Genomic DNA, 20,919 nt, shown 5'->3' with positions numbered 1-20,919 from the left:
CCCCCCGCCGGTGCACTCCGGCGGGTCGCCACCGCAGCCCCATGATCGTCCGCGCATCCACCGGTTGAGGGGCTGTCCACAGATCCTGCGCGTGGTGGGAGTTGCGGGCTCCTGGCTCGGATGCTGCGGGGGTGGACTTTGCGCTCTACCGCACGATCGCCGCGCAGGGTGGCGTCTTCACCACCGCCCAGGCCCGGGAGAGCCACTCCGAGTGGGAGATCCGGGTGCTGGTGGCCGCAGGGCGGTGGCGGCGGTCGCCGTGGCGGGGCGTGCTGGTGGACGGCGACCTGCCCGACTCCCCGGCGCTCCACGTCCGGGCTGCGGCGCTGGCGGTCGGACCCGACCTGGTCGCCTGCTCCAGCACGGCGGCCGCGCTCTGGGGGTTCGACGTCCTCGGCCCGGAGACGCTGCACTTCCTCGGTCCGCCGCAGCTGGCCAACCGCAGCCGGCCGGGCATCCAGGTCCACCCCTCGAGCCTCGGCACGGACGACGCGGTCCTCGTGGACGGCGTCTGGGTGACCCCGGCGGCGCGTACCGCCTGCGACGTCGTCCGGCTGACCGCACCGATCCACGGGCTGGCCACCCTCGACGCGGCACTGCGCGCCCGAGCGTGCACCCGTGACGAGCTGGTCGCCGCCGCGGCGGCCCAGTCCGGGCTGCGTGGGGTCGTGCGGCTGCGGGAGCTGGTGCAGCTCGCGGACCACCGGGCAGAGTCGCCGATGGAGTCCCGGATGCGGTGGCGCTTCGTCGCCGGCGGACTGCCCGCACCCGACCTGCAGATCGAGGTGCCGGTCGACGGGATGCGCCGCCACCTGGACACCGGCTGGCGGCAGCAGCGAGTGGGCGCCGAGTACGACGGGCTCGTCGCCCACGGCTCGCGGGAGCAACTGCGGTCCGACCGCCACCGCGCCAACCAGCTGACGCAGACCCGGTGGACGCTGCTGCACTTCACCGACGTCGACGTCTACCGCCGTCCCCACCAGATGATCATCACCGTGGCGAGGGCGCTCAGGTTGCCCTGCCCGTGACGATCATGGAGCCAGCGGGCCGACACGCCGACCTGACGAGGCGTGTCGCCCCGCCAGTTCCATGATCGTCCGCGCAGGCGGGTGGGGAGGCGGCGAGGTCAGCGGAGGCGGCGAACCGGGACCACCATCGGCGTGCCGGTCACCGGGTCGGGCACCACCCGGGCCTCCAGCTCGAAGACGTCGGCCAGCAGCTGCTCGGTGAGCACCTCCTGCGGGGTCCCGGAGGCGACCAGGACGCCGCCCTTCATCGCGACCAGCCGCTTCGCGTACCGGGCGGCCAGGTTGAGGTCGTGCAGCACGACCACCACGGTGCGGCCCTTCTCCGCGTGCAGCCGGCCCACCAGCTCCAGCACGTCGACCTGGTGGGCGAGGTCGAGGTAGGTGGTCGGCTCGTCGAGCAGCAGCAGGTCGGTGCCCTGGGCCAGCGCCATGGAGATCCAGGCTCGCTGGCGCTGCCCGCCGGACAGCGCGTCGACCGGGGAGTCGGCGAGGTCGGCCATGTCCGTCCAGCTCAGTGCCTCGGTGACCACGGCCTCGTCGTCGGAGGACCACTGGCGCAGCCAGCTCTGGTGCGGGTGCCGCCCCCGGGCGACCAGGTCGGCCACGGTGAGCCCCTCGGGTGCCAGCGGCGTCTGCGGCAGCAGCCCCAGCACCTTGGCGACCTCGCGGGTCGAGGTGGCGCCGATCGCCCGACCGTCGAGCAGGACGGTGCCGGACGTCGGGCGCAGCAACCTGCCCAGCGCCTTCAGCACGGTGGACTTGCCGCACCCGTTGGGGCCGACGATCGCGGTGAACGACCCGTCGAGGAGCTGCAGGTCCAGGCCGTCGACGACGACCTTGTCGCCGTAGGCGAGCCGGACGCCCTCGGCGGCCAGCCGCACCGACGGGGGCCGCTCGACACCGGCGGCGGAGGAGGTGCGGTGCTCGGTCACGGTCACAGGGTGGATCGCCGCCTTCCGCGGACGAGGAGCCAGAGCAGGTACGGGGCGCCGACGATCGCGGTGATCACGCCGACCGGGAACGACTCGGGCACCGCGGTGCGGGCGACCAGGTCGCTGCTGACCAGCAACAGTGCGCCCAGCAGGGCGGAGGTGACCAGCGGTGGGCGTGACCCGCCGGTCAGCCGGACGGCGATCTGGGGGACGACGAGGGCGACGAACTGGATCGGCCCGGCCGCGGAGACGGCGAACGCGGCCAGGCAGACCGCGACCACGACGACGACGCCCTGGGCCAGGGGGACCCGCACCCCCAGCGCCCGCGCCGTCTCGTCCCCGAACTGCAGGACGCCGAGCACCCGGCTCAGCGCCAGGGCGGCGGGGAGCAGCACCAGCAGCGCCAGGGCCAGGGGCAGCGCCTGCTCCCAGCCCCGTCCGTTCAGCGACCCGGTGATCCACACGTTGGCGGCGGCGGCGTCCCAGATGGCACTGCGGGTGAGCAGGTAGTTGACGATCGCGTGGGCCATCGCGGACAACCCGATGCCGATGAGCACCAGCCGGTAGCCGTCGACCCCCGACCGCCAGGCGAGCCCGAAGACCAGGAAGGCCACGACCATGCCGCCGAGCAGGGCCGCGGCCGGGACGCCGATCCCGCCGAGCAGCCCGGCCGCGGTGGTGCCGGTGCCGCCCAGCACGATCACGCTCACCGCGCCGATCGCCGCCCCACCGGTGACGCCCAGGATGTCGGGGCTGGCGAGCGGGTTGCGGGCGAAGGTCTGGATGAGCGCGCCGGACAGGCCGAGGGCCACCCCGACGAGCACGGCCACCGCGATCCGCGGTGCGCGCAGCTCGAACACGATCAACCGCTGGGTCTCGTCGCCCAGCCCGACCAGCGTGCCGAGCACGTCGAGCACGCCGATCGGGTAGTCGCCGCGGCCGAGGCTGGCCGCGGCGGCCAGCACCAGCACCGAGAAGACCGCGATCGGCACCAGCACGTCGCGCAGCCGGTAGGTGGTGGAGACGGGGCCGATCCGCAGCGGCCGGCGAGGCCGCGACCTGGGGGCGGTGGCCCGGGTGGGCGCCGTGGTGGTCACAGCTGCACCAGCCGGCGGCGGCGGATCAGCGCGATGAAGAACGGCGCACCGACGACGGCGAGCACGATGCCGACCTGCAGCTCACCCGGCCGGGCCAGCACCCGGCCCAGGACGTCGGCGAGCAGCAGGAAGACCACGCCCAGCAGTGCCGAGTACGGGATCAGCCAGCGGTGGTCGGGGCCGGTGATCGCCCGGGCGACGTGCGGCACCACCAGTCCGACGAAGGCGATCGGGCCGCACGCGGCGGTGGCGGCCCCGGTGAGCAGGGTGATCGCGGCGAGCCCGACCACGCGGGCCAGCCAGACCCGCTGGCCCAGCCCCCGGGCGACGTCCTCCCCGAGGCCCAGCAGGTTCAGGGCGGGCGCGTTCACCAGGGCGAGCGCCAGACCGACCACGATGAACGGGGCGACCTGGGTGACGACCTCGACGTCCCGCCCGGCCAGTGCGCCGACGACCCAGAACCGGTAGGCGTCCAGCGCCGTCGTCTCGCGGATGGTGATCGCCTGCACCAGGGCGTAGAGCAGGTAGGTGATCGCCGCCCCCGCGAGGGCCAGGCTCACCGGGCTCGGCGCCCCGCGGCCGGCCGAGCCGATCAGGAAGACCGCCACGCTGCCCAGCAGTGCGCCGGCGAAGGCGAACCAGACGTACCCGCCGGCCGTGGTGATGCCGAGCAGCCAGATCGAGAGGACGACGGCGAACGAGGCGCCGGCGGTGACGCCGAGCAGGCCGGGGTCGCCCAGCGGGTTGCGGGTGTGGCCCTGCATGAGTGCCCCGGAGACGGCCAGGGCCGAGCCGGCGAGCACGCCGAGCAGGGTCCGCGGCACCCGCAGCTCGCGGATGATCACCGTCTCGTCGCCGGGGGTGCTCGGGTCGATCAGCGCCTGCCACACGGTGCCCAGGCCGATCGGTCTGGTGCCGACGGCGATGCTCAGCGCGCAGACCGCGACCACGACGGCCAGCAACAACCACAGCCCCAGGACCCGCGGGGCCACGCCCCGCAGCAGACCCCGGCTCGGCGGGGGGCTCACCTCCCCGGCAGGCCGGGTCGCCGTGCGTTGCACCACGAGCGACTCCTGGGGACGGCGGGCAGGCCGGGTCGCCGGCCGAGCAGGTGAGGCTCACCTTACCCAGCGTTGGCCCACCTCGGCACCGTCGCCCGTCGCGGCCCGTCCCGAGGCTCGCGAGGGGTGCGGAGGACGGGGTCCTTCAGCAGCGGGGAGCGAGGCCCGTGACGACGAGGTCGGCGAGCTCCCGGTAGGCGGCGGCGTCGTCCAGGCCGGTGGTGGCCGTGACCTCTCCGCGGTGGATGGCGCTCATCACCGAGGCCACCGCGACGCCCACGAACGAGGCGTGCACCGGCCGAACGGTGCCGGCGGTGACGCCCTCGCCGACCAGTTGCTGGACGCGGGCGGCGGCGGAGGAGGTGTTGCGCTGGTAGATCTCCCGGGCCGGGGCGAAGGCGGCGAGGTCGGCGAAGAACGCGGGGGAGGCCGGCTGCAGCTGCTCGGCGACCGTGAGGAGGTAGGCGGTGATCCGCTCCCGGTGGTCGTCCGGCGCGGCGGCCTGCTGCTCCACCGCCGTCGTCGCACGCTGGAAGAACCGCTTCACCACGGCGACCACCAGCTGTTCCTTGCTCGCAGCCAGCCCGTAGAGGGTGCTCTTGGAGCAGCGCAGCCGGCGGGCCAGTTCGTCGAGGGTGAAGGTGGCGAACCCCTCGGCCAGGAAGACCGCGACCAGCTCGTCCAGCAGCTCCTCGCGGCGCACCCGGGTGCGGGTGCTGCGGTTCTCCAGCGACGTCATCGGGCCCTCCTCGGGAGTGCCGGACAGTAACAACGCACTGCGGTTGAGTACGGAGTCCAGTACTGCGTACCGTCCGGGAGTACTGCAACCCGGTCGGGACGGCGTCGTCCCGGCCCGCCTGGAGGTGCACCGTGCCCGTCCGTCGCCTGGTCCCCACGCAGGAGGCCGCCGACCTGCTCGACCTCACCCGGCAGCTGGCCCGGGACGAGCTCGCGCCCCGGGCCGCCGCGGCGGAGGCGGCCGAGGAGTTCCCCCGCGACGTCTTCCGCACCCTGGGCCGGGCCGGGCTGCTGGGCCTGCCCTACGCCGAGGAGCTGGGCGGCGGGGGGCAGCCCTACGAGGTGTACCTGCAGGTGCTGGAGGAGATCGCGGCCGCCTGGGCCAGCGTCGGCGTGGGCGTGAGCGTGCACGGGCTGTCCTGCTTCGGGCTCGCCACCCGGGGCACGCCCGAGCAGCAGCAGTGGCTGCCGGAGATGCTGGGCGGCGAACTGCTCGGCGCCTACTGCCTCTCCGAGCCGCACGCCGGGTCCGACCCGGCGGCGATGCGCACCCGGGCCGTGCGGGACGGCGACTCGTACGTGCTCACCGGCGAGAAGGCCTGGACCACCCACGGCGGGCACGCGGACTTCTACAAGGTCATGGCCCGCCCCTCCGACGACGGCGCGCGCGGCATCTCCTGCTTCCTCGTGCCCGCCGACAGCGACGGGCTGTCCGCCGACACCGCCGAGCGCAAGATGGGGCTGACCGGCTCGACCACGGCGACCATGCGGTTCGAGGGCGTGCGCATCGACGCCGACCGCCGGCTGGGCGAGGAGGGCGAGGGGCTGTCGATCGCCCTCGCCGGGCTGGACGCCGGCCGGCTCGGGATCGCCGCCGTCGCCACCGGCCTGGCCCAGGGCGCGCTGGACGACGCGGTCGCCTACGCCCAGGAACGGGAGACCTTCGGCAAGCCGATCATCGAGCACCAGGGCCTGGGCTTCCTGCTCGCCGACATGGCCGCCGCCGTCGAGACCGCGCGGGCGACGTACCTGTCCGCGGCCCGGCTGCGCGACGCCGGCCAGCCCTACGGCCAGCAGGCCTCGATCGCCAAGCTGGTGGCCACGGACAACGCGATGAAGGTGACCACCGACGCCGTCCAGGTGCTGGGCGGGTACGGCTACACCCGCGACTTCCCGGTCGAGCGGTACATGCGCGAGGCCAAGGTCATGCAGATCTTCGAGGGCACCAACCAGATCCAGCGCCTGGTGATCAGCCGCGCCCTGGCCCGCGGCGGCGCCCCCACCACCACCGTCGTCCCCCAGGGGCCTCGCCTCGTCGAGTGACAGTCGAGCGGGCATCCGCCCGCCGGGAAGCCCGCTCAGCTGGCACTCGGCGTCGAGCGGGGCCGGGTGGGGCCAGAATCCCGACTTTGGCCCCACGCGACCACCGAAATGGCCATTCTGGTGGTCGGGGGGCGGGCCTACGCTGCCGGGCATGTGTCGGAACATCCACGTCCTGCACAACCTGGAGCCCGCCACCACCTCCGACGAGGTCCGGGCGGCGGCGCTGCAGTACGTGCGCAAGGTGAGCGGGTCGACCAAGCCGTCGCAGGCCAACCAGGCGGCGTTCGACCGGGCGGTCGAGGAGATCGCGCACGCGACCGAGCACCTGCTCGCCGACCTGGTCACCACCGCCCCGCCCAAGGACCGCGAGGTGCTCGCCGCGCAGGCCCGCGAGCGCGCCGCCGCCCGCTACGGCCGCTAGACCAGGAAGCGGTAGGCGGTCGTGCCGGGGGCGAGGTGCTGGATCTTGAGCGGGCCCGCCTCGATCCGAGCCAGCAGCGGCGCCAGGCCCGCGACGCTGCCCAGCTCGATGCCGGTCAGCGCCGCCCCGGTCTCCCGGTTGTCCCGCTTGACGTACTCGAACAGCACGATGTCGTCGTCCGGGCCGAGCACCTCGTCCAGGAACCGGCGCAGCGCCCCCGGCTCCTGCGGGAACTCGACCAGAAAGTAGTGCTTGAGCCCGCGGTGCACCAGTGACCGCTCGACCACCTCGGCGTACCGGCTGACGTCGTTGTTGCCGCCCGAGAGCAGGACGACGACGGTCTGGCCGGGCTCGACGAGCACCGAACCGCCGGTCAGCGCGGCGCTGGCCAGGGCGCCGGCGGGCTCGGCGATCACCCCGTCGACCTGGTAGAGGTCGAGCATCTCGGTGCAGACCTGCCCCTCGGGCACCGTCACCAGCTCCGCACCCGAGTCGCGCACCAGCGGGAACGTCACGTCACCGGCCCGGCGCACCGACGCGCCGTCGACGAAGGTGTCGATCTCGGCCAGCTCCACCGGCCGGCCCGCGGCCAGTGCCGCGGCCATGTTCGCCGCCCCGGCAGGTTCGACCCCCACCAGCCGGACGCCGGGCGCGTGCTCGCGCAGCCAGGTGCCGCAGCCGGCCAGCAGCCCGCCGCCACCGACCGGCAGGACGACGACGTCCGGCGGGCTGTCCAGCTGTTCGAGCAGTTCCAGGGCGACGGTGGCCTGGCCCGCGACGGTCGACAGCGCGTCGAAGGCGGGCACCAGGGTCGCCCCGGTCATCGTGGCGTGCTCGGTCGCGGCGGCCGCTGCGTCGTCGTAGGTGTCGCCGTGGACGACGAGCTCGACCATGTCCCCGCCGAGCGCGGCGATCCGCTGCCGCTTCTGCCGCGGCGTCGTCCCGGGCACGAAGACCCGGCCCCGGACGCCGAGCACCCGGCAGGCGTAGGCGACGCCCTGGCCGTGGTTGCCGGCGCTGGCGGTGACCGCACCGGCGGCCCGCCCGGCGGCGTCCAGCTGGCTGATCGTGTTGTAGGCGCCGCGCACCTTGTACGAGCGGCCCACCTGAAGGTCCTCGCGCTTGACCCACACGGCGGCGCCGGTGAGCTCGGAGAGCCGGGCGTTGCGCTGCAGCGGCGTCCGCTCGGCGACGCCGGCCAGCCGGCTGGCGGCGGCGGTGACCTCGGCGGAGAAGGCGGTGCGGAGGGAGGTCACCCCGCCATCCTCCCCGACGCCGGGTGGACGCCCGCTCAGATGCCCCGGTACGGGCCGCGGGTCGCCTCCTTGTCCGGGACGGGCGCGAACACGTTGCCGGTGGTCGGCGGCACCTCGTCGCTGCCCATGCTGAACATCTTGAGCAGCGGGGCGACCAGGGCGTCGTACACCGCGGGGAAGAGCCGGAACCCGGCGATGATGATCGGGTTGGCGATGCCGGACTGCTTGAGCCGGCGGGGGTTCGCCACCCGGGCCAGCACGTCCCGGGCGATCCGCTCCGGGGTGTAGACCGGCTGCGGAGGGTGGGCGCTGTTGCCCAGCACGGTGGCGGCCTGTTCGTAGATCGGCGTCGACACCCCGCCGGGGGCGACCGCGGAGACGTGCACGTCGGGAAGGTCGCGCAGCTCCTGCTGCAGCGTCCGGATGAGGCCGAGCTGGCCCCACTTGGCGGTGACGTAGGCGCTCATGGTCGGGGTGGTGATCGAGGCGAGCAGCGAGCTGACCACGACGAGCGAGCCCCGGCGTTGCGCGCGGAACACCGGCACCACCGCCTGGAAGAGGTGGAAGGTGCCCTGCACAGCGGTGTCGACCACCCGTTGGAACACCTCGGGGTCCATGTCCTCGATCCGGCCGTAGGCCATCACGGTGGCGGAGTGGACGACGACGTCCAGCCGGCCGAAGGTGCCCGTCGCCCGGTCGACGGCGGCCTGCACCGCGTCGGCGTCCAGGACGTCGGCGGGGCAGACGTGCACCGCGCTCGCCCCGGCGTCCCGGCACTCGGCGGCGGCCCGGTCGAGGGCCTCGGCGCTGCGGGACACCAGCACGAGGGAGGCGCCGCGCCGGGCGAACCCGATCGCGCTGGCCCGGCCGATACCGCTGGAGCCGCCGGTGACGAGCACGACCTCCCTCACCTCGCGGGCGGAATAGACGTCGTCAGCCGGGGTCTGCGCGGTCACGCCGGGGGGGCTACCCGACGCAGCGCCCCGGCACGCCTGTTGCGCGCAACAGAGAGGACGGGCAGCCGGGTGCGCCGCTAGCGTCGGCCCCCACCGACCCGAGAGGGGCACCCGTGTTCGACAAGGTCCTGGTCGCCAACCGCGGTGAGATCGCGGTGCGCGCCTTCCGCGCCGCCTACGAGCTGGGCGCGGGGACGGTCGCGGTCTTCCCGCACGAGGACCGGAACTCCGTCCACCGGCTGAAGGCCGATGAGAGCTATGAGATCGGCGAGCCCGGCCACCCGGTGCGGGCCTACCTCGATGTCGCCGAGATCGTCCGGGCCGCCCAGCGGGCCGGTGCCGACGCCGTCTACCCCGGCTACGGCTTCCTGTCGGAGAACCCCGACCTGGCCGAGGCCTGCGCGCGGGCCGGGATCACCTTCGTCGGCCCGAGCGCCGCCGTCCTGGAGCTGACCGGGGACAAGTCCCGGGCGATCGCCGCGGCCCGGGAGGCCGGGCTGCCGGTGCTGCAGGGCACCGACCCCAGCGACGACGTCGACACCCTGCTGGCCGCCGCGGACGCGATCGAGGGCCCGGTCTTCGTCAAGGCCGTCGCCGGTGGTGGCGGGCGTGGCATGCGCCGGGTCGAGCAGCGCGACCAGCTGCGCAGCGCGATCGAGGCGGCGATGCGGGAGGCGGAGTCGGCGTTCGGGGACGCGACGGTCTTCCTCGAGCAGGCGGTGATCGACCCCCGGCACATCGAGGTGCAGATCCTGGCCGACGGACAGGGGAACGTCATCCACCTGTACGAGCGCGACTGCTCGGTGCAGCGCCGGCACCAGAAGGTCATCGAGATCGCCCCGGCGCCGAACCTGGACCCGGCCCTGCGCGAGCGGATCTGTGCCGACGCCGTCGCCTTCGCCCGGCAGATCGGCTACAGCTGCGCGGGCACGGTGGAGTTCCTGGTCGATCGCGAGGGCCGGCACGTCTTCATCGAGATGAACCCGCGGATCCAGGTCGAGCACACGGTCACCGAGGAGGTCACCGACGTCGACCTGGTGGGCAGCCAGCTGCGCATCGCGGCCGGGGAGACCCTCGCCGACCTGGGGCTGACCCAGGAGTCGATCGTGCTCCGCGGGGCGGCGCTGCAGACCCGGATCACCACCGAGGACCCGGCCAACGGCTTCCGCCCGGACACCGGCCGGATCACCGCCTACCGCTCGCCCGGCGGCGCCGGCGTGCGGCTGGACGGCGCCGCCACCCTGGGCGCCGAGGTGGGCGCGCACTTCGACTCGATGCTGGTCAAGCTCACCTGCCGCGGCCGCACCTGGGACATCGCGGTGGTCCGGGCCCGCCGGGCGGTGGCGGAGTTCCGGATCCGCGGTGTGTCGACCAACATCCCGTTCCTGCAGGCGGTGCTGGACGACCCGGACTTCCAGGCCGGCCGGGTGACGACGTCGTTCATCGAGGAGCGGCCCGAGCTGCTCACCGCCCGCAGCTCCGCCGACCGCGGCACCAAGATGCTCACCTACCTGGCCGACGTCACGGTCAACGCCCCGCACGGTGAGCGCCCGCACCTGGTCGACCCGGTGCAGAAGCTCCCGCGGCTGGACCTGGCGCTGCACCCGCTGGACGGCTCCCGGGACCGGCTGCGCGAGCTGGGGCCCGAGCGGTTCGCCGCGGACCTGCGCGCGCAGAAGGCCCTCGCCGTCACCGACACCACCTTCCGGGACGCGCACCAGTCGCTGCTGGCCACCCGGGTGCGCACCAAGGACCTGCTGGCCGTGGCCGGACACGTGGCGCGGGCGACCCCGCAGCTGCTGTCGATCGAGGCCTGGGGCGGGGCGACCTACGACGTCGCGCTGCGGTTCCTGCACGAGGACCCGTGGGAGCGGCTGGCGGCGCTGCGCGAGGCGGTGCCCAACATCTGCCTGCAGATGCTGCTGCGCGGCCGCAACACCGTCGGCTACACCCCCTACCCGGAGCAGGTGACGACGACGTTCGTCGCCGAGGCGGCGCGCACCGGGATCGACGTCTTCCGGGTGTTCGACGCGCTCAACGACGTCAGTCAGATGCGCCCGGCGATCGACGCCGTCCGGGAGACCGGGACGGCGATCGCCGAGGTCGCGCTCTGCTACACCGCCGACCTGTCGGACCCTGCTGAGCGGCTGTACGACCTCGACTACTACCTGCGCCTCGCCGAGCAGATCGTCGAGGCCGGGGCGCACGTGCTGGCGATCAAGGACATGGCCGGGCTGCTCCGCCCGCCGGCGGCGGCCACCCTCGTCACCGCGCTGCGCGAGCGGTTCGACCTGCCGGTGCACCTGCACACCCACGACACCCCCGGCGGGCAGCTGGCCACGCTGATGGCGGCCTGGCAGGCCGGGGTGGACGCGGTGGACGGCGCCAGCGCGGCGCTGGCCGGGACGACGTCGCAGCCGGCGCTGAGCAGCATCGTCGCCGCCACCGACCACACCGAGCGGGCCACCGGCCTGGACCTGACCGCGGTCAACGACCTGGAGCCGTACTGGGAGTCGGTGCGCCGGGTCTACGCGCCGTTCGAGTCCGGGCTGCCGGCCCCGACCGGGCGGGTCTACACCCACGAGATCCCCGGCGGGCAGCTGTCCAACCTGCGCCAGCAGGCGATCGCCCTCGGGCTGGGGCAGCGGTTCGAGGAGGTCGAGGCGATGTACGCCGCGGCCGACCGGCTGCTCGGCCGGCTGGTGAAGGTCACGCCGTCGTCGAAGGTGGTCGGCGACCTGGCGCTGCAGCTGGTCGGTGCGGGGGTGGACGTCGAGGAGTTCGCGACCGACCCGGGGCGCTTCGACCTGCCCGACTCGGTGGTCGGGTTCCTGCGCGGCGAGCTGGGCGACCCGCCCGGTGGCTGGCCGGAGCCGTTCCGCTCACGCGCCCTGGAGGGACGGCGCCCGGCCGAGCCGCCGGCGGAGCTCTCGGACGACGACCTCGACGGCCTGGCGAAGGAACCGCGGCCGACGCTGAACCGGCTGCTGTTCCCCGGCCCGACCAAGGAGTTCACCGAGCACCGGGACGCCTACGGGGACACCTCGGTGCTGCCCAGCAAGGAGTTCCTCTACGGCCTGCGTCAGGGGGTCGAGCACTCGGTCGACCTGGAGCCCGGCGTCCGGCTGCTCATCGCGATCGAGGCGATCTCCGACGCCGACGAGCGGGGGATGCGCACGGTGATGTGCACGCTCAACGGCCAGCTCCGGCCGGTGTCGGTGCGGGACCGGTCCGTCATGTCCGACGTCCAGCCCACCGAGAAGGCCGACCGCAGCGACCCGGGCCAGGTGGCCGCACCGTTCGCCGGGGTGGTCAGCCTGTCCGTCGCCGAGGGCGACACGGTGGAGGCGGGCGCGCAGCTGGCCACCATCGAGGCGATGAAGATGGAGGCCGCGATCACCGCGCCGCGGGCCGACACGGTCTCCCGGGTGGCGATCAGCGCCGTCCAGCAGGTGGAGGGCGGCGACCTGCTCGTCGTCCTGGGTTAGGCCCCGTCCAGAGGCTCGCCCCGAGCTCGCGAGGGGTGAGGAGGACGGGGTCCTTCTTCAGCGGGCGGTCCAGCCGCCGTCCGCGGTCAGGGTGTGGCCGGTGACCAGCGAGGCGGCGGGGGAGGCGAGGAAGGCCACCGCGGTGGCGACCTCCTCCGGCCGGCCGATCCGGTGCAGCGCGGCGATCCGGTCGACGACGTCGGCCCGGAACGCCGGGTCGGACAGTGCCGGCTCGGTGCCCGGCGTCTCGATGAAGGTCGGCGCCACCGCGTTGACCCGGATGCCCAGCTCGCCCCACTCGACGGACAGGCACCGGGTCAGGTGGATGACGGCGGCCTTGGCGGTGCAGTAGGCGGACTCGCCGGGCAGCGCGACCAACCCGGCCTGCGAGGCGACGTTGACGATGGCCCCGCCGCCGGCCCGGGCCATGTGCCGGGCGGCGTGCTGGGCGAGGAAGAACGTCGAGCGGGTGTTGCGGGACCAGACGGCGTCGAAGTCCGCCTCGGTCAGCTCCAGCGCCGAGGCCATCACCCCGCCGCCGGCGTTGTTGACCAGCACGTCGACCGACCCGAGCTCGTCGACCACCCGGTCGATCGCCGCCCGGCTCTGGTCCAGGTCGGTGACGTCCATCGGGACGGCGACCACCCGGCGTCCGAGCGCGGCGATCTCCCCGGTGAGCCCGCCGTCGGACGCGACGTCCCGGAGCCCCAGACCGACGTCGGCGCCGGCCGACGCGAGCTCCAGGGCGATCGCCCGGCCGATGCCCCGCGCTGCCCCGGTGACCACCGCGACCTTGCCTCGAGAGCTCCGGGGTCCGCCAATTTCGGTCCTCCTGGTGGTCCGTGCCGCCGCACGGTCGTCCGGCGGGCAGGCCGGTTCCGCCGGACGGGTCGTCCGGCGGATTCCGCGCCGTCACATCGGCAGGGTAGGAACAGCGCGTGACGTCCCCGTCCCGCACCTCGAGCCGAGCCTCCCGAACCGGTCACCTGCTCGCCCAGCTGTCCACCCCGGCCCGCCGGTTCCTGCAGACCGAGGCGTCCAGCGCGGCGCTGCTCGTCGTCGGCACCCTGCTCGCGCTGCTGTGGGCCAACTCCCCGTGGGGCGACTCCTACGAGCGGGTGTGGCACACCGAGCTCAGCCTGGAACTGGGCTCCATGGCCGTCGCCATGGACCTGCGGCACTGGGTCAACGACGGCCTGATGGTGTTCTTCTTCTTCCTCATCGGCATGGAGGTGCGCCGCGAGCTGTCGATGGGGGAGCTGACCCAGCGCAGCCGGCTCTCGGTGCCGGCGCTCGGCGCGGTCGCCGGGCTGGTGGTGCCCGCGGGGCTCTACCTCGCGATCAACGCCGGTGGCCCCGGCGCGCAGGGCTGGGGCATCCCGATGGCCACCGACACGGCCTTCGTCCTCGGCGCCCTGGCGCTGGTCGGCTCCCGCTGCCCCACCCAGCTGCGGGTCTTCCTGCTCTCGCTGTCCGTGGTCGACGACATCGGGGCGCTCACCGTGATCGCGGTCTTCTACTCCGACGACATCGACCTCGTCGCCCTCGGCGTCGCTGCGCTGTGCGTGGTCGCCTTCGGGCTGCTCACCCGGCTGAAGGTGTGGCGCGGGCCGGCCTACTTCGCCGTCGGCGTGGTGATGTGGCTGGCGATGCATGCCTCGGGGGTGCACGCCACCATCGGCGGCGTCGTGCTGGGCCTGCTGGTCAGCGCCTACCGGCCGCGCCGGGACGAGGTGGAGTCCGCCGGCACGCTCGCCCGCGCCTTCCGGCAGGCCCCCGACGTCGCTCTCGCCCGACGGGCGAAGCTCTCGGTCGAGCGGGCGATCTCGCCCAACGAGCGGATCGGCGCGCTGCTGGTGCCGTGGAGCGGGTACGTCGTCGTCCCGGTGTTCGCCCTGGCCAACGCGGGGGTGCAGTTCAACACCGAGCTGCTGGACCGTGCGCTCACCTCCCCGGTCACGATCGGCGTCTTCGTGGGCCTGGTCGTCGGCAAGTTCGTCGGCATCGGGCTGGCGTCCACGCTCGCCGTCCGGTTCGGGATGGGCTCGCTGCCGCCCGGGGTGTCGCTGGCCAGCGTGTGGGGCGGGGCGGCGTTGTCCGGCCTGGGCTTCACCGTGTCGCTGTTCGTCGCCGACCTGGCCTTCGACGACGCGGTGCTGCGCGAGGAGGCGATGGTCGGCGTCCTGGCCGCGGGCGTGGTGGCGGCAGCGCTGGGCGCGGTCTGGTTCTGGGCGCTGGGACGACGTCAGCCCCAGGTGGCCAGCGCCGGGCCCCGGCAGCTGGACCCGCCGGTCGACCCGGAGGTCGACCACCTCCGCGGCCCGGTCGACGCGCCGCTGACCCTGGTCGAGTACGGCGACGTCGAGTGCCCGTTCTGCGGCCGGGCGACCGGGGTGGTCGAGGAGCTGCGCCGCCGGTTCGGCGACGACCTGCGCTACGTCTTCCGGCACCTGCCGCTGCCCGACGTCCACCCGCACGCAGAGCTCGCCGCCGAGGCCACCGAGGCCGCCGGTGCCCAGGGCGCCTTCTGGGCGATGCACGACCGGCTCTTCGCCCACCAGGACCAGCTCGAGGCCGACCAGCTGCTCGACCACGCCGCCGCGCTCGGGCTGGACCTCGGCCGCTTCGCCGAGGAGCTGGGCAGCGGCACGCACGCGCCCCGGGTCCGCGCCGACGTCGCCGGTGCGGAGGCCAGCGGGGTGCAGGGCACCCCGACGTTCTTCGTCAACGGCGTCGGGCACGACGGCCGGACCACCACCGAGGCGCTCGCCGCCGCACTGGTCACCTCCGACCCGCGCGGGCCCGGCCACGGCAGCCTGCTGCCGGCGGCCGAGCTGGTCACCCCGGCACGGTCGTCGGTCACCCTCTCCCCGGCCGCCCAGCTGCCCGCGATCGACGTGCTGCCGGGCGAACGTCTCGCCGAGACACCGGAGGACGGCGCCTCGCCACGGCTGTCCGACGTGCACACCGCCGTGCTGCGGCGGGTGGGGCGCCGGCTGAGCACCACCCGCGGGCAGGTGCTGCTGCGCTCGGGGCAGGCGGAGTTCGACTTCTTCGTCGTCCTCGCCGGCACCGTCGCGGTGGTCGAGGGGCTGCTGGACGGCGGCCCGGACGGCGGCAAGCGGGTCGTGGCGGTCCACGGCCCGGGGCGGTTCCTGGGTGGGCTGAACATGCTGGCCGGGCAGCGGCCGGTGCGCTCGCTGGTGGCCGCCGAGGACGGCGAGGTGCTGGTGCTCAGCCTGGAGCAGCTGCGCGCCGTCTTCACCCGCGACCGGGGACTGGCCGACGTCATCACCCGGTCGTTCCTGCTGCGCCGGGCGATGCTCATCGGGCAGGCGAGCGGGCTGCGGGTGGTCGGCGACCGGCGCTGGCCGGCCAGCACGGAGCTGCGAGCCCAGCTGGCCGAGGACGGGGTCCCGCACACCTGGCTGGACCCGGCCGAGGACGACGCCGCCGCCCGGCTGCTCGCCGAGCTCGGGGTCGAGGAGACGGATGCGCCGGTGGTGCTCACCCCCGACGGCCGGGTGCTGGTGGAGCCGACCCGCGACGACCTGGCCCGTTTCGCCACCGCCCCGCGCGACCTGACCACCACATGAGGTCGCTGGACGAGGAGCTGACCGACCTGGCCGACCACTACCGGTGGTTCGCCCAGGTGGAGGCTGCGCCGGTCTCGCCGCGGTACGCCGAGCTCGCGGCCGCGGTCGCCGAGGACGCCGAGGTGCTGGCCTTCCTGGGCACCCTGCCGCGGCCCAAGCGGCAGGCCAACCTGCTGCTCGGCGCGCTGCAGTACCTGCACGGCGGCCCGCCGGCCGACGGCGCGCAGTTGCGCGAGCGGGTCACCGGCGACGCCGACCGGCTGCGGGCGACGATGCTGGCCCGGGCCACCCAGACCAACGAGGCCGCCCGCTGCGCGGCCCTGCTGCCGGTGCTGGCCGGCCTGCCGGGGCCGCTGGCGCTGATCGAGGTGGGCGCGTCGGCCGGGCTGTGCCTGTACCCGGACCGCTACGGCTACGACCACTCCGGCGCCCGGGTCGGCCCTCCCAGCACCGTGCAGCTGCGGTGCACGGTGACCGGGCGCGGGCCGGTGCCGACGGAGGTGCCGCGGGTGGTCCGCCGAGCCGGCATCGACCTGAACCCGCTCGACCCCGCGGACCCCGACGACGTCGCCTGGCTGCAGGCGCTGATCTGGCCGGGCATGGACGAGCGACGCGACCGGCTCACCGCCGCGGCCGCGATCGCCGCCCGGGAACCGGCCGAGATCCGGCGGGGCGACCTGGTCGAGCAGCTGCCCGGGCTGGTCGCCGCGATGCCGGCGGAGGCCACCGTCGTCGTCTTCCACACCGCGGTGCTGGCCTACCTGCCGGCGGCGGCGAAGCAGGCGTTCGCCGAGCTGGTCGCCGGGCTGCCGGTGCGCTGGGTCTCCCAGGAGGGGGTGGGGGTGCTGCCCGCCGTCCGGGAGCGGTTGCCCGAGCCGCCGGCCCCGGAGGAGGCCCGGTTCCTGCTGGCGCTGGACGGCGAGCCCCTGGCGTACACCGCCGCCCACGGCGGCCGCATCGACTGGCTCCCCGCCGCCGCCGGGCTCGCCGGAGTCAGGTGACTTGCGAAGAGGTCCGCGAGCTGCGGCAGACGGCGTGAAACCACGATAGGTGCGTGACCACACGAGCCGTGATCTACGTGCGCGAGTTGCTCGGCCGGGACGGCAGCGGGGCAGCCGTCGAGCGGCAGCGTTGAGCGTGCAAGAAGCTCGCAGAGGCGCGCGGGTGGACCGTGGTCGGCGAGTACGTCGACAACTCGGTGAGCGCGAGCACGGGCGTTCGTCCGCAGCAGACGCGGATGCTCGCCGACGCTGAAGCCGGGCAGTTCGACGTCATCCTCGCGGGGCGCTCGACCGGCTGACGCGCTCGACGCGCGAAGTCGAACGGCTCGTCGACGTGGGGGAGCGGACCGGCGTTCGGTGTGCGACCGCGTCGGGGGGAGATTGACCTCTCGACCGACGCTGGTCGGCTCGTCGGCCGCATCCTGGCCACCGTCGCCTTCGCCCGCCGAGATCGAGCGCCGCATCGAGCGACAGCGCCTCGCGAACGCGCAGCGGGCTGCGCAGGGGCGACCGCCCACCGGTCCCCGGGCGCTCGGGTGGCTGGCCGACGGGGTCCCGCCGCACCCGGACAAAGGGCCGCTCGTGGCTGACGCCTCGCTGCACTCGCCCGGACGCGGCCGGCGCACCAGTCACACCGCGCTGAACGACAGAGGCCTTCACCCGGTCGGGGTGAAGGCCTCTGGGAAGCGGCTCTACTTGCTGCGCGTCGCCCGGCGGATCGCGCCTTCGCCTGCCCCGACTGCACGGAGCGTCTTGACGAAGGACGGCGAGGGCGTCTTCGGGATCGTGACGTGCGTTGAGACGATGCGTCCGGTCTTGGCGGTGGCTGACTTGTTGCCGGTGGAACGAATATTGGCCATCGTGGGCTCCCTGTCCTGGCTGCTACCAAAGTAGCCGTCGGGGCTGTCGCTCACCAGTGGACTTACCCACCGGTGATGAAGTTGTACCGCTACCGACGCAGCCGGTTCGCGATCGCCGAGCTGGCGTCTCCGAGGTGTCGCTGCGTCTTCGCTCGGGGCGGCTCCAACTTCGCCAGCGCTCCCGGTGGCCCATCGAGTGCAACGCAGCCGATCACCTCGGGCTGACCGTTGCTCCGGTCGCGGATGATCGGCATGGCCCACACGACCGCCGCCTTTGCGGCTCGACGCTTGAACTCGGTGTGAGTGAAGCCCATGCGCGTTCCCTCGTCAGCGGCGGCCCACTGCTCAGGCGTACAGCCGACCAAGGGCGCCCAAAGGTCCTTGACGTCGGCGTAGATCATCCGGCCGTCGCGGACGCATAGTCCGATGATCCCCTTCCCTGGGGTCCACACCGTCCGAGACGTGTCGATCCGCTCGGTCGCCCGGTGCCGGTCGAGACGAGAGAGCACCCGGCGCCACGGCCACGTGATCTTGCCGTTCGCGCCCTTGTGTGGAAGCTGCCAGACCCACCGCCGCCGCAGCTCGTAAGCCGCAAAGCCGAGGGATGACGGCGCTACCTTGGCGTCCTCCAGCACCTTGATGTACATGGCGAAGAGGTAGGTGCGAACGTCCTGTTCCAGCGTTGCACGCGTCCGGCGGCGGAGGTTGTTCCACAGGCCGAACAGCTGACCCATGAGCGTGATCGCCGCGGCCACGATGACGATGGTGACCAGCAGGGCGCCCTTCAGGTCCCAGACCTTCCCCGCCTGAAGCCCTGCGGCAACGGCGGCGAACGCGCCAGCCATGTAGCCCAGCGCGCGCACCACTGTTGAGACCCAGCCCACAGCACTTCCCGTCTTCCGGCCCGCGACCGGCCGCAAGAGTACGCACAGGTATGCGGCGATCACCGGCAGGAGTGGTGGTGTGGAACGCCAGGTCAGACGGTGAGCTGCGCTTCGGTTCGCGCACGTGCGACCAGCTCAGCCAACTCATCGTCCTCGCCGTCCTGCGGCTGATACCGCTACCCCGGGGTGAGCTTCGCCCACGTCTTCGCCCCGGCGGCCAGCTCGACCGCGAGCGCGTCGGCAGCCTCGGTGAGCGGGGCGCCGGTCGCCGCTGCCCGGCACTCGGTCAGCAGTTCGACCAACTCGGGGTCGGGCTGGTCGGAGCCGACCGTGGGCGTGTCTCACTCCGTCGGCCGGGGAGCGCGGACGCAGAACGCCGACCGGTAGGCCGACCCGCCACCGATCGCGCAGTGGGTGCCGTGCTTGACGCACCGTGCGGCGCTGGCCTTCGCCCGGGGCGCGTTAGCGACCGAGCCGGGCGCGGGCGTCCTCGACCTCCTGCGACGCGGCGGCGAGCTGGTCGGCGGACGCACCCTCGCGGCGCAGCCGACGACGCTCGGTGCGCGCCTCGCGGTACGCCTCGTCAGCGTCCTCGCGGGTGGCCCGGGTGATTGCGTCGGCGAGCGTGGTCCGGGTCGCAACCCTGGCGTTCCGCTGACGGGAGATCGCGCGTCGGGCGTGCTCGGCGGTCGCGGCGGCGATGTGGTCGGCGAGCGCAGTGCGCATGGTCAGTCGTCCTCTCGTGGTGGCTTCTGCCAGGTGCCGAGCAGCCGCGCCCGGTCGCGCTCGACGGTTAGTAGCCCGTTCGCTGCCTGCGCGGTCACCCTCGGGTCGGCGTCGTCGAGCAGGTCGCCATACAGCCGGGCGACCTGATTGAGCCGCAGTTCGGACGTCGCGCGCCGCTCGTCGAGCTGCTGGGCAGGCATCCCCGCGATGCCCTCGCCGAGCAGCTTCACCGCCCGGTCGGGCGTGGTGCCCAGATCGGCGGCCACGTCGGGGATCGACCGACCCCGGGCGTGCAGGTTGAGAGCAGCGGCCATCCGCTCGCGGTGGGCGGCGCGGGCTCCGGCGGGCATGGATAACTATACCGCCCCGGGGTGGCCTGTGGGTGGGTCGATAGCGGGGGGACGTGGGTCGGTTCGCCTACGGGGACCAGTAGGCGGACAGACCACAGGCCGGGGCAGGTGACGCTCTGTGCTGGGCGTTCGCCGGGGCCGGTGGGCGGACGTTCGCCCCCCACGCGCGGGCGGGCGCGAGGGATGCACTCGGACGCGGGCCGCATGCGGGAGCCCGAGGACATGTCGAGGTCATCTTGGCCGGGCCGCCGTGGCAAAGGTCTACGCGCTCTACAAGGCAGCGACACGCCAGGAAGTGACGATGTCAGGCCCGTTGCAACTTTCTTCTATCCACAGACCGCGTACGGGTGAAAGAGCAGATCAGCGCACCTGTTCGGCGATGCCTTGATAGTTCTACACACCGCCATGTTCACAAGCCTTCACCGCCTTCCACACCGAGTTATCCACAAGTTGTGCAGATCGACCTGCACAGCGGTGTTGGACGTGCGTGGGTGGCCGTGCCTAGCGTTTGGGGTGTCACACCGCTCGCACATCGGTGCAGGTCATCGGAAGCAGGCGACATGACGCAGAACGACGGACGGACCCCCTGCTGGAACAGGAGGTCCGCCCTTGTCCCTCGAACGCCAGGCATAGGAGAACGGAGACGCAGCCGATGAAACACCGGCTCGCAGGCACGGGCAAGGACGCCAGCGGTGGGGATCGCCGGCCGGGGTGGGTAGAGGTGTGCGAGTTCGTCGTCGCGGCGGCCGTGGTGGTCGTCCTGACCTTGCGCACCGGCTCGGTGCAGGAGGGGGTGTTGGCCGTGACGGCGGTCGCCACGGCGACCCGGGCGCTCCCTCGCTGGGGAGGGAGCGCCGGGCCGTGACGGTCACCTGCCGAGGCGCCCGCCACACGCGCTGCGGGCACTGGTCCGCCACGGGGCAGCGACCGCACACCCCCCGCGCCTGCCGCAGCCGCTCGGCGTGGTCGACAGTCGCCTCGCCGCCGAGTTGGTCCCGGTCGAAGCGGGGTGCCTGGCCGACGCATAGCGTGCCGGGCAGGGACGGCCGGTCGGCCAGGGTCGCGACCATCCTCGGACCGCCGTTCCCGGTGGTGACCATCTCGGCCACGGCGCGGCGCCCGCTGCGCGTCCGGTGCCCGTGGACCAGCTCGTCTGCCGCCCAACTTAGCTAGCTCCGAGCAAGCGTGTAAGCGGCTGACCT

19 protein-coding genes and 1 pseudogene are annotated in these 20,919 nt (G+C 73.8%); 8 read left to right on the top strand and 12 right to left on the bottom strand.

Annotated elements, in window-relative coordinates:
• The first annotated feature begins 131 nt into the window (after positions 1–131).
• Entirely contained in the window at positions 132–1,028 is an 897-nt protein-coding gene (locus IN07_RS11235; protein WP_036335889.1) for a hypothetical protein, read from the top strand.
• Between the two features lie 98 nt (positions 1,029–1,126).
• On the opposite strand, the gene IN07_RS11230 is transcribed toward IN07_RS11235, so the two are convergent.
• From IN07_RS11230 to IN07_RS11215, 4 genes are all read right to left on the bottom strand, one after another.
• A complete protein-coding gene (locus IN07_RS11230; RefSeq protein WP_269429957.1) occupies positions 1,127–1,960 on the bottom strand; it encodes an ABC transporter ATP-binding protein in 834 nt (277 codons plus the stop codon).
• 2 nt (positions 1,961–1,962) lie between these two features.
• Complete coding sequence (locus IN07_RS11225; protein ID WP_036335888.1) at positions 1,963–3,057, bottom strand: FecCD family ABC transporter permease; 1,095 nt, start codon at positions 3,055–3,057, stop codon at positions 1,963–1,965.
• Positions 3,054–4,049, bottom strand: coding sequence for a FecCD family ABC transporter permease (locus IN07_RS11220; RefSeq protein WP_231558150.1), 996 nt, complete (start codon positions 4,047–4,049; stop codon positions 3,054–3,056). The genes IN07_RS11225 and IN07_RS11220 overlap by 4 nt, the downstream gene beginning before the upstream one ends.
• A 214-nt stretch (positions 4,050–4,263) precedes the next feature.
• Positions 4,264–4,857: a TetR/AcrR family transcriptional regulator gene (locus IN07_RS11215; protein ID WP_036335886.1), complete on the bottom strand. Its 594-nt coding sequence runs from the start codon at positions 4,855–4,857 to the stop codon at positions 4,264–4,266.
• Between the two features lie 131 nt (positions 4,858–4,988).
• On the opposite strand from IN07_RS11215, the gene IN07_RS11210 reads away from it, so the two are divergent.
• A complete protein-coding gene (locus IN07_RS11210; protein WP_036335884.1) occupies positions 4,989–6,179 on the top strand; it encodes an acyl-CoA dehydrogenase family protein in 1,191 nt (396 codons plus the stop codon).
• Between the two features lie 151 nt (positions 6,180–6,330).
• Complete coding sequence (locus IN07_RS11205) at positions 6,331–6,600, top strand: DUF2277 domain-containing protein (protein WP_036335883.1); 270 nt, start codon at positions 6,331–6,333, stop codon at positions 6,598–6,600.
• Here IN07_RS11205 and ilvA read toward each other — a convergent pair.
• Entirely contained in the window at positions 6,597–7,856 is a 1,260-nt protein-coding gene (gene ilvA, locus IN07_RS11200; RefSeq protein ID WP_036335882.1) for a threonine ammonia-lyase IlvA, read from the bottom strand. The two genes, IN07_RS11205 and ilvA, sit on opposite strands and share 4 nt — an antisense overlap.
• A gap of 35 nt (positions 7,857–7,891) precedes the next feature.
• Positions 7,892–8,812, bottom strand: coding sequence for an SDR family NAD(P)-dependent oxidoreductase (locus tag IN07_RS11195; RefSeq protein ID WP_081975341.1), 921 nt, complete (start codon positions 8,810–8,812; stop codon positions 7,892–7,894).
• A gap of 113 nt (positions 8,813–8,925) precedes the next feature.
• Between IN07_RS11195 and IN07_RS11190 the strand changes: the two genes are divergently transcribed.
• The gene (locus tag IN07_RS11190) at positions 8,926–12,300 is read left to right on the top strand and encodes a pyruvate carboxylase (protein WP_036335879.1); all 3,375 of its coding nucleotides are present in this window, start codon (positions 8,926–8,928) and stop codon (positions 12,298–12,300) included.
• 57 nt (positions 12,301–12,357) lie between these two features.
• Here IN07_RS11190 and IN07_RS11185 read toward each other — a convergent pair whose 3' ends face one another.
• Positions 12,358–13,122, bottom strand: coding sequence for an SDR family NAD(P)-dependent oxidoreductase (locus IN07_RS11185; RefSeq protein WP_036335877.1), 765 nt, complete (start codon positions 13,120–13,122; stop codon positions 12,358–12,360).
• Positions 13,123–13,238: 116 nt separating this feature from the next.
• Between IN07_RS11185 and nhaA the strand changes: the two genes are divergently transcribed.
• From nhaA to IN07_RS24680, 3 genes and pseudogenes are all read left to right on the top strand, one after another.
• Positions 13,239–15,896 carry a Na+/H+ antiporter NhaA gene (nhaA, locus tag IN07_RS11180; RefSeq protein ID WP_064972402.1) on the top strand — a complete coding sequence of 886 codons (2,658 nt, stop codon included), beginning with the start codon at positions 13,239–13,241 and terminating at the stop codon, positions 15,894–15,896.
• Positions 15,893–16,897, top strand: a complete 1,005-nt coding sequence (locus IN07_RS11175) for a DUF2332 domain-containing protein (RefSeq protein WP_036335876.1) — start codon at positions 15,893–15,895, stop codon at positions 16,895–16,897. Before nhaA ends, IN07_RS11175 begins: the two co-directional genes overlap by 4 nt.
• A gap of 146 nt (positions 16,898–17,043) precedes the next feature.
• Positions 17,044–17,196 (top strand): annotated as a pseudogene (locus IN07_RS24680) (recombinase family protein); the annotation flags it as partial.
• 393 nt (positions 17,197–17,589) lie between these two features.
• Here IN07_RS24680 and IN07_RS25210 read toward each other — a convergent pair.
• The 5 genes from IN07_RS25210 to IN07_RS11155 all read right to left on the bottom strand — a co-directional run bounded on the left by IN07_RS25210 (position 17,590) and on the right by IN07_RS11155 (position 19,717).
• Positions 17,590–17,811, bottom strand: a complete 222-nt coding sequence (locus tag IN07_RS25210) for a hypothetical protein (RefSeq protein ID WP_156119140.1) — start codon at positions 17,809–17,811, stop codon at positions 17,590–17,592.
• 35 nt (positions 17,812–17,846) lie between these two features.
• Positions 17,847–18,704: a hypothetical protein gene (locus IN07_RS11165; protein ID WP_156119139.1), complete on the bottom strand. Its 858-nt coding sequence runs from the start codon at positions 18,702–18,704 to the stop codon at positions 17,847–17,849.
• 113 nt (positions 18,705–18,817) lie between these two features.
• A complete protein-coding gene (locus tag IN07_RS26675) occupies positions 18,818–18,943 on the bottom strand; it encodes a hypothetical protein (protein ID WP_269429956.1) in 126 nt (41 codons plus the stop codon).
• Positions 18,944–19,103: 160 nt separating this feature from the next.
• Positions 19,104–19,367: a hypothetical protein gene (locus tag IN07_RS11160; protein WP_036335873.1), complete on the bottom strand. Its 264-nt coding sequence runs from the start codon at positions 19,365–19,367 to the stop codon at positions 19,104–19,106.
• A 2-nt stretch (positions 19,368–19,369) separates the two neighbouring features.
• Positions 19,370–19,717, bottom strand: coding sequence for a hypothetical protein (locus IN07_RS11155; protein WP_156119138.1), 348 nt, complete (start codon positions 19,715–19,717; stop codon positions 19,370–19,372).
• 652 nt (positions 19,718–20,369) lie between these two features.
• Here IN07_RS11155 and IN07_RS11150 point away from each other — a divergent pair.
• On the top strand, positions 20,370–20,582 hold the full coding sequence (locus IN07_RS11150; RefSeq protein WP_036335870.1) for a hypothetical protein: 213 nt from the start codon (positions 20,370–20,372) through the stop codon (positions 20,580–20,582).
• The last annotated feature ends 337 nt before the right edge of the window (positions 20,583–20,919 follow it).

Origin of the sequence: Modestobacter caceresii (assembly GCF_000761485.1) — a bacterium.
Taxonomy (GTDB): Bacteria; Actinomycetota; Actinomycetes; order Mycobacteriales; family Geodermatophilaceae; genus Modestobacter; species Modestobacter caceresii.
Note: the sequence above shows the minus strand (reverse complement) of the source record. Positions and strands in the feature narration are given on the sequence as shown.